At 37.0% G+C, this 12,709-nt stretch carries 10 protein-coding genes; 4 read left to right on the forward strand and 6 right to left on the reverse strand.

The annotated features are described in order from the left end of the window. The first annotated feature begins 238 nt into the window (after positions 1 to 238). From M2265_RS11265 to M2265_RS11275, 3 genes are read left to right on the forward strand one after another with little or no spacing between them, the layout of a single operon-like run. Complete coding sequence (locus tag M2265_RS11265; RefSeq protein ID WP_132772064.1) at positions 239 to 1,399, forward strand: efflux RND transporter periplasmic adaptor subunit; 1,161 nt, start codon at positions 239 to 241, stop codon at positions 1,397 to 1,399. Between the two features lie 35 nt (positions 1,400 to 1,434). Next, complete coding sequence (locus tag M2265_RS11270; protein WP_132772065.1) at positions 1,435 to 4,590, forward strand: efflux RND transporter permease subunit; 3,156 nt, start codon at positions 1,435 to 1,437, stop codon at positions 4,588 to 4,590. Positions 4,591 to 4,600: 10 nt separating this feature from the next. Then, on the forward strand, positions 4,601 to 6,055 hold the full coding sequence (locus M2265_RS11275; RefSeq protein ID WP_132772066.1) for an efflux transporter outer membrane subunit: 1,455 nt from the start codon (positions 4,601 to 4,603) through the stop codon (positions 6,053 to 6,055). On the opposite strand, the gene M2265_RS11280 is transcribed toward M2265_RS11275, so the two are convergent. The 6 genes from M2265_RS11280 to ccoN are packed head-to-tail and all read right to left on the reverse strand — an operon-like array spanning position 6,048 to position 11,811. Continuing rightward, on the reverse strand, positions 6,048 to 6,746 hold the full coding sequence (locus M2265_RS11280; protein WP_132772067.1) for a sulfite exporter TauE/SafE family protein: 699 nt from the start codon (positions 6,744 to 6,746) through the stop codon (positions 6,048 to 6,050). The two genes, M2265_RS11275 and M2265_RS11280, sit on opposite strands and share 8 nt — an antisense overlap. A gap of 1 nt (position 6,747) precedes the next feature. Further along, positions 6,748 to 7,170 carry a FixH family protein gene (locus tag M2265_RS11285; RefSeq protein WP_021188309.1) on the reverse strand — a complete coding sequence of 141 codons (423 nt, stop codon included), beginning with the start codon at positions 7,168 to 7,170 and terminating at the stop codon, positions 6,748 to 6,750. Between the two features lie 33 nt (positions 7,171 to 7,203). Next, positions 7,204 to 8,586, reverse strand: a complete 1,383-nt coding sequence (gene ccoG / locus M2265_RS11290) for a cytochrome c oxidase accessory protein CcoG (protein ID WP_132772068.1) — start codon at positions 8,584 to 8,586, stop codon at positions 7,204 to 7,206. Between the two features lie 11 nt (positions 8,587 to 8,597). Further along, the gene (locus M2265_RS11295; protein ID WP_132772069.1) at positions 8,598 to 9,467 is read right to left on the reverse strand and encodes a cbb3-type cytochrome c oxidase N-terminal domain-containing protein; all 870 of its coding nucleotides are present in this window, start codon (positions 9,465 to 9,467) and stop codon (positions 8,598 to 8,600) included. 2 nt (positions 9,468 to 9,469) lie between these two features. Continuing rightward, entirely contained in the window at positions 9,470 to 9,661 is a 192-nt protein-coding gene (locus M2265_RS11300) for a hypothetical protein (RefSeq protein ID WP_021188306.1), read from the reverse strand. 11 nt (positions 9,662 to 9,672) lie between these two features. Next, positions 9,673 to 11,811, reverse strand: a complete 2,139-nt coding sequence (gene ccoN, locus M2265_RS11305; RefSeq protein WP_132772070.1) for a cytochrome-c oxidase, cbb3-type subunit I — start codon at positions 11,809 to 11,811, stop codon at positions 9,673 to 9,675. A 202-nt stretch (positions 11,812 to 12,013) separates the two neighbouring features. Between ccoN and M2265_RS11310 the strand changes: the two genes are divergently transcribed. Beyond that, a complete protein-coding gene (locus M2265_RS11310; protein ID WP_132772071.1) occupies positions 12,014 to 12,199 on the forward strand; it encodes a hypothetical protein in 186 nt (61 codons plus the stop codon). Positions 12,200 to 12,709: the final 510 nt, after the last annotated feature.

A 12,709-nucleotide genomic window follows, 5' to 3' on the forward strand; every position in this document is an offset into this window, starting at 1 on the left:
TAAAAATCAACTTATTTTAATCTTATAAGTAACAAATAGCCGTATCAAACGTTAACATTTGTAACATATCAGATACATTTGGAAATAAAGTATCTCTAAATGAAGTCAAATCTGATCAATTTATTTTGTTAACAAATGTTAAATCATACTATACAGAACTTATTGGCAACATTTATGTATTAATGTATAATAATCTAAAAGTCAAAAGTTAATTAACAATTAACTCTAAATAATATTTATGAATAAAATCGCACTTTTTACCCTAGCCCTTGCCTCGACCGGAGTACTCTTTTTTAGCTGTAACTCGGGTAAAACCAAAGAATTAGACAAAAAAAACAACGCTATTGCACTACCAATATACTCAATTGATACAAGTTCTGCGAATACAATAAAAGATTATATTGGTACGATTGAAGGAAAAGTCAATGTTGAGATCCGCCCTCAAGTTGAAGGGATTTTAGAAGAAATATATGTCGATGAGGGTGATTTTGTGAAAGCTGATCAAAAATTATTTAAAATTAATGCCTCAGCCTATGATGAGATATTAAATAATATGGTCGCGACAGAAAATGTAGCCAAAGCAAAATTACAGAATGCACGTTTAGAAGTAGAGCGTCTCCGTCCTTTAGTAGAAAATGAGGTCATTTCAGAAGTACGCTTAAAATCTGCGCAATCAGAATATGATGTCGCAAAAGCATCCTTACAGCAGGCATCCGCGGCGGTACGTTCAGCCGATATTGACAAACAGTTTACAACAATCAAAGCACCTGTTTCAGGTTATATAGGCCGTATTCCCAAACGCGTAGGAAATTTAGTGACTAAAAATGATTCCCAGTCTCTTACCGTACTATCCGATGTACAAGAAGTCTATGTATATTTTTCGATGAGCGAATCCGATTTCTTATATTTCACAAAGAAACAAGCAAAACAAGACCAGCAAGATGAATCCTATAAATCGGATGGAAAAATCCGAAAACTTGCTTTTCCAGAAGTATCATTGGTACTTGCAGACGGAGAAGCCTACAGTCAAAAAGGAAGAGTTGATGCCGTAAATGGTCAAGTAAATAGAACCACTGGTGCAATTTCTTTACGTGCCACTTTCCCAAATACTGACAATATATTACGTACAGGTAGTACCGGTACATTAAAATTTGTGGAAACGCAAAAAGGAGTGATACAAATCCCACAAGTATCAACATCGGAGCTACAAGATAAAACCTTTGTATACGTTGTTGATAACAAAAATACGGTTCACCGCAGGTCTATCAAAATTGAGGGTAAATCCAATTCGAACTATATCATCTCAGAAGGGTTAGCTGTAGGAGACAGAATTTTAATGTCCGGTTTCGACAAGATTTCGGAAGGAGCTACCATCATTCCGATCAACAAGACCCAATAAAATACTTTTCCAATTTTTAATTAAACGCACTATAAATGCTAAAAACATTTGTTAATAAACCCGTATTGGCTACCGTTGTCTCCATGCTCTTAGTAGTATTAGGAGCTGTGGGGCTTAAAATGTTACCTGTATCCCGTTTCCCAGAAATAGCTCCTCCGTCTGTGGTCGTTTCATTAAGTTACCCTGGCGCGAATGCCGAAACCGTTGCTAAATCTGTTCTCCTTCCAATTGAAGAAGCCGTAAATGGTGTAGAAGATATGACTTACATCCGTTCAACGGCCAGTAATTCCGGCTCAGGATCTGTTCAGGTGTTCTTTAAAACAGGTATTAATCCAGATATAGCTTCTGTAAATGTCCAAACCAGAATATCGAAAGCAATAGGTTCTATTCCTTCAGAAGTCAATGAAGCCGGTATCACGGTAATGCCTCGTCAATCTGGGGTAATCATGACCATCAACCTCTTTGCAGATTCCAAAGAAAGTATGTTTGATGAAACTTTTCTTCAAGCCTATTCCCAAATCAATATCATCCGGCCATTACTTCGTGTTGATGGCATTGCCCAAGTTTCTCGTGTTGGAGCACGTGATTACTCCATGCGTATGTGGTTGAATCCTGAAAAGCTAGCTTTGTTTAATCTAGTTCCTGACGATGTCATAACAGCCATTAAAGATCAGAATTTCGAAATTGCTCCCGGAAAATTTGGCGAAACATCCGATGAGGTATTTGAAACCGTAATTAAGCATAAAGGACGATTCAGTCAACCCGAGGAATTTGAAAACATTGTTATAAAAACAAATGAAGATGGTTCCGTATTATATTTACGAGACTTAGCCCGTATAGAGTTTGGCTCTTCTAACTTAGGTTCGGACAATAAAGTAAATGGAAAACCCGGATTAACCTTAAATATCACACAGACATCAGGTTCCAATGCCCACGATATTGATATCGAAGTGCGTAAAGTATTGGAAGAGTTATCCAAAACTTTTCCAGAAGGCATTAAATATGAAGTTTCCTACTCTGTAAGAGATCAGATTGACGCATCGATCTCTCAAGTAAAACATACTTTATTTGAAGCATTTATTTTGGTATTTATTATTGTTTTTATCTTTTTACAGGATTTTAGATCAACCATAATTCCAGCGATTGCAATTCCGGTCTCCCTCATAGGTACCTTTTTCTTTCTCAATTTATTCGGTTTCTCACTCAATGTGCTCACCATGTTTGCATTGGTACTATCGATAGGTATTGTTGTTGATGATGCCATTGTCGTCGTCGAAGCCATTCACTTAAAAATGCATGAGACAGGTATGAAAGCCAGGGAGGCAACGCTTTCTACAATGTCCGAAATCTCCGGAGCCATTGTATCCATTACCTTAGTCATGGCGGCCGTATTTATTCCGGTCGGTTTTATGGAGGGACCAGCAGGTATATTCTATCGTCAATTTGCTTATACCCTGGCAACAGCAATTTTGATTTCTGCTCTAACCGCCTTGACTTTAAGTCCGGCCTTATGTGCCTTGATTCTAAAAGCACCCGAACATGAAGATCAGACGGATCAGAAAGAAAAAAATAAATTTACCGCATATAAAAAGCGCTTCTTCACGGCCTTTAACACCTCATTTGATAGCTTAACCTCACGTTACATTGTCGGTGTTAAATATCTGATCCGAAATAAGAAGATTGCCATTACAGGATTGATCGGTATTTCAGCAATCGGATTTACCTTATTACTTTTAGCACCCAAAAGTTTTATCCCTACGGAAGACGATAGTTTTGTGACCTATTCGCTGGCCATGCAACCAGGTGCTTCACTAGCAAGAACTACAGAAGTTTTAAAACAAGCAGATAGTATTCTTCAAAAAAGAAATCCAGATATTGCAGGAATGACCACCATCTCAGGATTTAATGCATTAGATGGAAGTACAAGTCCTGCATATGCAGTTGGTTACATTAACCTAAAAAGCTACGATAAAAGAGAAAAAATTAAAGATATTGAAGCCTTTATGGATTCGATCCGTCAGGACTTATCAGTAATCAATGAAGCCACTTTCAATGTCTTTCCTCGTCCCACTGTTCAAGGTTTTGGGGATTTCGCAGGTATACAGCTGGTTTTAGAAGATAAATTAGGTGGAGAGATCTTGGATTTTAGCAGTATTGCAGATAACTTCATCAATGAAATCAATCAATTACCAGAAGTTAAAAGTGCATACACTTCCTTTAAAGCAAACTTCCCACAATATGAAGTGGATATCGATGCTGTTAAAGCAAAATCATTGGGAGTCGATATTAAATCCTTGATGTCTACCATACGAGCTTACTACGGCCGTGTACAGGCTGGCGATTTTAGTCGTTTCGGCAGACAATATCGTGTATACATTCAGGCAGATTACGATTACCGAACAGATCCCGAATCCTTTAAATCCATTTTTGTCAGAAACAAAAACAACGAGATGGTCCCCATCAGTACATTACTTACCTTAAAAAAGGTAGTGGGACCGGAAACCATCACTCGTTATAATCTGTACAATGCAATTACCATTAATGCCAATCCAAATGAAGGGTACAGTACAGGTGATGCCATGAAGGCGATAGAGAAATTAGCTTTGGAAAAGTTACCTGGAAACTACAGTTATGAATGGACCGGTATGAGCTTAGAAGAATCGGAATCAGGTTCCCAAACTATACTGATTTTCATCATGAGTATTGTTTTTGTATACTTTCTATTATCGGCACAATATGAAAGCTACATCTTACCTTGGGCCGTTCTGTTATCCATTCCAGTTGGGTTAGTAGGCGTTTATGCGACCATCTTACTCGTAGGATTAGAAAATAACATTTATGTACAGGTTGGTGTCATCATGCTGATTGGGTTGCTTGCCAAAAATGCCATTCTGATTATTGAATTTGCCGTACAGGAAAGAAACAAAGGTTTGAGCATTTACGACTCTGCTATTGCAGGAGCCAAATTACGTCTGCGTCCTATCCTAATGACGTCATTTGCATTTGTAGCAGGATTAATACCCCTTATGTGGTCATCAGGACCATCAGCAAAAGGAAATCATTCCATTAGTTTTGGTGCCGCTGGCGGTATGCTTTTCGGTGTATTGCTCGGGATCTTTATTATCCCAGTACTTTATATCATCTTCAAAACCTTAGATGAACGTTTAAAAATTAAATTCAAATCAAATTAGTCCGATACATATGAATCTTATCAATCGCCATATCTTCCTATTCGGGGCTATCTTACTTCTGTTCTCTTCCTGTAAAGTTGGACAACGCTATACTGCTCCAAAATATAATCTTCCAGATCAATACCGTGCAGATTCGACCTATCAAGATAGTGTAGGGGCACTCGCCTATGTCAATTGGCGCGATTTCTTTAGAGATTCAAGCCTGATAAAACTAATTGATGCCGGATTGGCAAATAATTATGATATGCGTAGTGCTATCTTGAATATTCAAATCGCAAATCGTCAATTAACGCAGGCTAAAGCAGGTTATCTGCCAGAATTGGATGCAACGATTGCAGGTGTAGGCCAAGAATGGCGTTCCAAAAATTATTACGCAGGACCTGCTTCCAAAATCTATAATGGTAAAGAAGCAAAAAATAATCTTTTTAGAACCCAATCTCAGTATTTAACGGAATTAAACCTCAGTTGGGAAATTGATATATGGGGTAAAATATCTGCCCAGAAAGAAGAAGCACTCGCTAACTATTTAGGTACTGCAGAAGCAAAAAAAGCGATTCAAACTAGTCTGATTGCAAATATTGCTAAGGGTTATTTCAATCTTTTAAAGCTAGATGCTCAGATTGAAGTGGCCTTACGTAATGTACAACTCAATGATAGCACTTTACGTATGATTCAATTACAGTTTGATGCCGGAGAAATCACCTCATTAGCCATTCAGCAAACGCAATCCCAAAGATTGCTCGCAGCATCACTAGTTCCGCAGTTGGAACAAGAAATACAGATTCAAGAAAATTCACTTTTAGAATTGACCGGTAGAATGCCCGATAAAATTGAACGGGGCAAAAGTCTACAGTATTTAATTGATGAATCTAAGATCTCAATGGGATCTCCTATAGATCTGATCCGCAACAGACCAGATATCCGTGAAGCAGAATTAAGTTTAATCGCATCAAATGCACAAGTTAATATTAATCAAGCTTTACGCTACCCTTCATTGACGCTCGGAGGTACACTGGGTCTAAACTCCATGTTGCCTGAAAATTGGTTTAATATTCCAGGATCATTGCTAGGTTCCGCATTGGGAAATATTACAACTCCCATATTTAAAAACAAAAAACTAAAGACAGCTTTTGAAGTGTCAAAATTAGAACGTGAAAAAGCAGAGATCAACTTACAGAAAACAGTATTACGTTCGGTCAACGAAGTATCCAATAGCTTCACATCACTTGCGAAATTAAAAGAGCAATTGGTACTCGCAGAAGCCCGAGTCGCAAATTCTCATTTGGCAGTAAAAAATGCTAGTTTATTGTTTAAATCTGGATATGCAACCTATCTCGAAGTTATTACAGCGCAATCCAATGCCTTGACATCCGAACTTAACCTCGTTTCCATAAAGCAATCCCAGCTGGATTCATTCGTTGAACTATACAAATCCCTAGGAGGTGGATGGGCAGAAACTAAATAATATGACAGTTCATTGCTCCGTCGACATGGAGCAATGGACTTAAATAAGGAATATCTAAATTTGCTCCACGCAACAGAAACCAGATTCCCATCAAGATATAGAGAAAAGGTAACCATTTCGAAAAATTCATTTTAAAATATGTCCGAATAAAGTTGCCTAAAAAAGAGAAGATTAATAACAGTGGCAATGTTCCCAAACCGAACATGACCATAAAATAGAAACTTGTTAAACTTGATTCTGTATTCATTGCTGCAGCTGCGGCCATATACAACATGCCACAAGGTAAAATACCATTCAATACACCCGCAAAAAAACTTCCACCTGGACGGTATAACCAACGTCCCATAAGTTTAGCTATCGGGTGAACAAGACGTGTCTGCAATTTTATAAAATCCTGGTTTTTAAATTTAAATAATTGCACTAAACCTATAACAAGTAGTATCAATCCCGTTAAAATGCTCAATCCCATTTGCCATCCCTGGATCGATGCAATTCTACCAATCATACCGAGTGCAAGACCATAAACACCATAGGTCAATATCCGCCCTATCTGATATAATATCTTATTGAACGCTATTTTCCAGGTCAGTTCATGATTACCCTGCACAGCAAAAAGCAAAGGACCACACATCACCGCACAGTGTACACTACCAAACAAACCCATAAAAAAAGCAAAATATTGGTAACTCATCTTATAAATGCAGTTGCTGATCTGTCAAAAACTCTAAACCTTCACTCTTCCAAACAATTTCCAGATTCCAGGCTCCTTTTTTTAAAGTAGAAATCGGTAACTGATATACACCTGTATTTGTTTCAAATGGTAACTGCAAATCGATACTGCGATCCGAAGGACGTTTAAAGATCAGATTACCGCTATTTGCAACAGTGGCAAACTGAATATACAAAGTATCATGATTAATTTTAATAACAGGTTCAGCTTTATGCTTGGCAACATTTGATTTCTTATTATAAACCTGATCATAATTTAGACCTTGCTCATAATAATCTGTATCTTCTAATGTATCTGTATCATGACTGACCATATAAATCCCAGCACCTATGATACAGAGCATAAATATACCCAAGCTTAAAAATATTTTAGTACCCCAATTCATCCTTTATCTCTTTATAATTTAACCCTTCCTTTATCACATCCCCGGAGGAGCAATGAAGGTCGTTTTTAAGGTTTCTATTTTTCGATCTCCCGAATATACATCAACTTTCACATCTTCTTTATAGCGTTTTACATCATCTTTATTGATGATGAGAAAAAAGCTTAAAGAAGCCGATCCTCCTTTTGTCAACGATTTGATCGGATTTACAACTTGTATTTTAAGTTTTTCATCTTGAGGCACGAGTGTAAAAGGCATTTCAGCACTACTTTTATTCACTAACTCCAATGAATACAAATTACTGATTGTATGATCATCTCGTAATTGATAAGAACTTCCTTTGGCCCTTAACAAAGTTGCACCTACATCAGATCGCATCAATATAAGCGAAACAAAGACAGAAACTAATGCAACCAATACAACAGAATACGCAACAGCTCGAGTATTGCTTCTTTTGGTTATAGTTCCTTGAATCTCACCCATGGTATAAAAACCAATAAGTTTTTTCGGCTTACCTATTTTGTCCATCACGGCATCACAAGCATCAACACAAGCAGTACAGCTGACACACTCCATCTGCAGACCATTTCGAATATCTATCCCTGTAGGGCAGACATGGACACATAACTGGCAATCAATACAATCTCCTTTTACTTGTTCTACATCTTTTTTCTGTTTTCCCCGTGGCTCACCACGGCGGTGATCGTAAGCAACTGTTATGCTTTGATCATCTAACAATACCCCTTGCAACCGTCCATACGGACATATTGTTGTACAGACTATTTCTCTGATATGTGCAAACACTGCGTAGAAAACAAATGTAAATATCGTAATGGCTAAAAGCCCCCCTAAATGTTGGTCAATCGGGTCGGTTACAATTTTATAAAGTGCATCAACACCAATTATATAGGATAAAAAAATATTAGATATTAAAAATGAAATCAATAGAAATATACTATGCTTTAATACCTTTTTTAACTTTTTCTCATCCGTATTAGGTCCTTCATTCAATTTTCTCTGCTGTTGCCAGTCCCCCTCAATCCAGTATTCTATTTTACGAAATATCAGTTCCATAAAAATTGTCTGTGGACAAGTCCAGCCACACCAGATGCGACCAAAAACAACTGTAAATAGAACGACACAAACCATTACGATAAGCATTCCGAAAACAAAAATGTGCAAATCTTGAGGATAAAAAATACTTCCCAAAATACTGAATTTTCGCTCAAGAATATTAAACATCAATAATGGCTCACCTCCAATTTTAATAAAAGGAGCTCCGAATAAAAACAGCAGCAACCCATACCCGACCCATTGCCTTATTGCATACAATTGTCCCGAAGGTTTCTTTGCATAAATCCAGGCCCGTTTTGTTTTATTACTCTGGTTGTCAGGAAGATTTGTTGCTACTGCTTTCATAAATACTTTTTTTATTGAACTTTTGTAGAATCGGCGATTGTTGCTTTAGCATCAGCCGTTGCGTATGTAACCTCAGTACCTTGAGGTTCTTTAGGATTTGCAGGCTTAGTATCACGGATCGAAATAATGTAGCTACTCACCTCCGCAATCTGTCCCGGAGTCAAAGTCTGTTCCCAAGGCACCATCCCCTTATCAGGAACACCATACTTAACCGTTTTAAAAATATCCTTGATCTCCCCACCATGTAACCAGAATCTATCAGCCAAATTAGGACCTATTCCCCCTTCACCAGCTCCACCATGACAAGCAACACAATTTGCTTGAAAAACAGCATGACCGGCTGCAACTTTTGATTCATCGTATACCACACTGGATTCATCGATCAAATTAGCCGCTTGCGCTAGGTATTCTTGTTTTGCGATTTCAGCCTTCTCCATCTCCTGAGCATATTCTTGATTTTGATTTAGACCCCAGCCAAAAACATGATAAATTAAGATATAAACAACCGCAAAAGTCATTGTCGAATAGAATAAAGCATTGAACCAAATTGGAATTGGATTATCTAATTCCTTAATACCGTCATATTCGTGATCAATGATTAAATCCTTCTCTTCCGAAATAGGACGTAACCCTAGCAATTTATTCCAGGAAGCCTTACGTGACTCTTTTTTTCTAATTTTAGTAACTTGCTCCTCTTTTAAAATCTCAGGCATCGTGATACGCAAAATTGAGCGTATCGCCTTGTTCACCATCAATGCCGAAGCCAATAAAGCAAGCATGACTACAATGAGTACAATGATTAAAATATTCTGATATATATTACCAGAACTTATGCTCCAAGTTTCTGCATTTACAACTGTTGTATTTAAAAATAAACTCATATTTATAGACTATCTGATGATTCACCTTTGTTAATATCATCCTCTTGAAATGGAAGCTCCTTCATATAGGTAATATGTTCTTTATTCATTCTGAACAACATAATTCCTACGATAATGAAGAATACTAAAAATATCCATAATGAAGCGATCAAATACAGCTCGCTACCATTTAAATTTGTTATTTGTTTGAACATAATCTTCTATTTTAATTTAGTTCATCAACTATTTCCTTAGCTTTTGGTTCAGCTTTAATATCCGTACCCAATCGCTGTAGATAAGCAATCATGGCTATGATTTCACGGTTTGGTAAAACATGAACTTGGTTCTTTTTCAAATCCGCCGCAATCTCTTGCGCTTGCTTATCCAAAGAAGCCTGTGCTTGTGCTATGTCCTGATCCGTATAAGGGACACCCAATGTTTTCATTGCTTCCAATTTTGCGGTCAATAAAGAATTATCCAATTCTTGATCAATTAGCCAAGGATACGTAGGCATAATACTACCAGGAGATGTTATTGTAGGATCGAGTAAATGGTCAAAATGCCACTTATTAGGATACTTCCCGCCTATACGATGCAAGTCAGGACCTGTTCGTTTAGAGCCCCATAAGAATGGATGATCATACACATATTCACCGGCTTTACTATATTCCCCGTAGCGTGCAGTCTCCGAGCGGAAAGGACGTATCGATTGCGTATGACAATTCACACAGCCTTCACGGATATACAGATCACGTCCTTGTAATTCCAATGCAGTATATGGCTTAACACTTGCAATTGTTGGAATATTAGAAGATATTGTAAATGTTGGAATCATTTCCACGATTCCACCGATCAAAATAGCAATTAACGCCAGCACCATAAACATAATAGGTTTACGTTCTAAACGTCTATGTGTAGATTGCTCATTGGTCGTTACAGGCAATAATGCAGGTGCTTGCGCGGGCTCATTAGCCAATAACTTACCTTGACGCATTGTTTTTACCAAATTGTATGTCATCAAAATAGCACCACTTAAATAAAGAGCACCACCGACAGCACGCATCATATGCATTGGAATAATTTCCAACGTAGTCGCAAGGAAGTTAGGATATTTCAAAACACCTTCTGGTGTAAATTCTTTCCACATTAACCCTTGCACAACAGCTGCCCAATACATCGGAATTGCATAAAATAAAATTCCTAATGTACCGATCCAAAAGTGAGCAGATGCCATTTTTTTAGAGTACAATTCAGTTCTATAAATGCGAGGAATCAACCAATAAAGAATCGCGAAAGTCATAAAGCCATTCCATCCTAGAGCACCAACGTGTACGTGAGCCACTATCCAATCCGTAAAATGGGCAATTGCGTTTACTTGTTTCAGCGATAGCATTGGTCCTTCAAATGTCGCCATACCATAACAAGTCAAGGCAACAACCATAAATTTCAACACAGGTTCTGTTCGTACTTTATCCCATGCACCACGTAGCGTAAGCAGACCATTGATCATACCACCCCAGCTTGGAGCAATTAACATAATTGAAAATGCAACACCCAATGATTGAACCCATCCTGGAAGAGCAGTATAAAGTAAGTGATGTGGGCCAGCCCAGATATATATGAAGATCAATGACCAGAAGTGAAGAATACTCAATTTATAAGAATATACCGGGCGATTTGCCATTTTAGGTAAGAAATAATACATCATACCTAAAAATGGTGTAGTTAAGAAAAATGCAACTGCATTATGACCATACCACCATTGTACTAAAGCATCTTGTACACCAGAGTAAACATAGTAACTTTTCCAACCTGATACCGGTAATTGAACAGAATTTACAATATGGAGAACTGCTACGGTAACAAACGTTGCAATATAAAACCAAACTGCTACATACATATGTCGCTCTCTACGTTTTATAATTGTTCCAAACATATTAATACCAAAGACCACCCAAATTAAGGTGATACCAAGGTCAATGGGCCACTCCATCTCAGCATATTCATGGCTTGTCGTCAATCCAAGTGGTAATGTAATTGCTGACGCAACAATCACCAATTGCCAACCCCAAAAATGAATTTTACTGAGCATATCACTGAACATCCGCGCTCGTAAAACACGTTGTAGCGAATAATAAACACCCATAAAAATTGCATTTCCGACAAATGCAAAGATTATTGCATTTGTATGTACAGGTCTGATCCGACCAAAAGTGGAAAATTGAATCCCAAAATTCATCGCAGGCCACACCAGTTGAGTAGCTACAAGTAGTCCAATGGACATACCAACTATCCCCCAAATAATGGTAGCGATACCGAAATTTCTGACAATCTTATTGTCATAATTAAACTGCTCTAACTGCATACTTATAATATTGATTTCCTTACCAAAAGTAGAGCTTGTTTTATGACATTAGAATGATGGCGATAACCAAAAAAAATAACATTCGTCACACATTTATATCACATTAATAATGTTTTAACATAAATGATGAGTTTCAACTACTTTTTACAAATAGTAATGCAGTTTGTATGGTTATTTGGTATAAAAAATAGGTGGAGTTGGTTTGAAAAAAATCACTAATAATAAAGAGTTTATGGCAAAAATGGCTGTCATCACAATACTTGTTTCATTAGGTCAAATAACAGGAATTGCTCTTTACTATAAAAATGCATCAATTACTACACCATATTTACCTATAATTATCAACACATTAAAAAATATCAAAGATACAATTAGGATAGCCTCATAAGCAAAAACCACTTCTCTTATTAATGAAATAGTAATGACAGACCAGTTTTGCATATTTCAAACAATTAGTTTAATAAAATAATGTTGATAAATAAGCAAACTGAATGAGTGGCCATATCCAAATTTTTAAAAAATATAATATCTTTTACAGCGATTTAATATAAATACTGTACACTATTTTGTAAAGTAAGGAAAGTGTTTATATAAGTAGACGTCGAAGATTACCGATCTATAATAAAAAAGAAGAAATGGATTAATACCTGTATTCTTATAACGTGAGATAAACTAGATTTAAGAGTATTGCAATAGATCACAATTATTATAAACTAGGGACTCAATATCATGACCAACAAGTGTCAATATGGACAAAAAGTACTGAACCTAATACAAAGCAGCTAATAGGCCATAGCAGAAATGAAAAATCCAATAACTGAGCAACAGATAATATTTATGCAATAATCAATGAAAAAGTGCGGTGTCATATAAAGTTACCGAAAGAACAGGAATAGCT

This window comes from Sphingobacterium kitahiroshimense (assembly GCF_025961315.1).
GTDB classification, from domain to species: domain Bacteria; phylum Bacteroidota; class Bacteroidia; order Sphingobacteriales; family Sphingobacteriaceae; genus Sphingobacterium; species Sphingobacterium anhuiense.

Excerpts from the sequence above, each read along its gene's own strand:
- M2265_RS11300 (WP_021188306.1), bottom strand. The coding sequence starts at position 9,661 with ATGTTCAAACAAATAACAAATTTAAATGGTAGCGAGCTGTATTTGATC.
- M2265_RS11280 (WP_132772067.1), bottom strand. The coding sequence starts at position 6,746 with ATGAGTTACCAATATTTTGCTTTTTTTATGGGTTTGTTTGGTAGTGTA.
- M2265_RS11285 (WP_021188309.1), bottom strand. The coding sequence starts at position 7,170 with ATGAATTGGGGTACTAAAATATTTTTAAGCTTGGGTATATTTATGCTC.
- M2265_RS11270 (WP_132772065.1), top strand. The coding sequence starts at position 1,435 with ATGCTAAAAACATTTGTTAATAAACCCGTATTGGCTACCGTTGTCTCC.
- ccoG (WP_132772068.1), bottom strand. The coding sequence starts at position 8,586 with ATGAAAGCAGTAGCAACAAATCTTCCTGACAACCAGAGTAATAAAACA.
- ccoN (WP_132772070.1), bottom strand. The coding sequence starts at position 11,811 with ATGCAGTTAGAGCAGTTTAATTATGACAATAAGATTGTCAGAAATTTC.
- M2265_RS11295 (WP_132772069.1), bottom strand. The coding sequence starts at position 9,467 with ATGAGTTTATTTTTAAATACAACAGTTGTAAATGCAGAAACTTGGAGC.
- M2265_RS11275 (WP_132772066.1), top strand. The coding sequence starts at position 4,601 with ATGAATCTTATCAATCGCCATATCTTCCTATTCGGGGCTATCTTACTT.
- M2265_RS11265 (WP_132772064.1), top strand. The coding sequence starts at position 239 with ATGAATAAAATCGCACTTTTTACCCTAGCCCTTGCCTCGACCGGAGTA.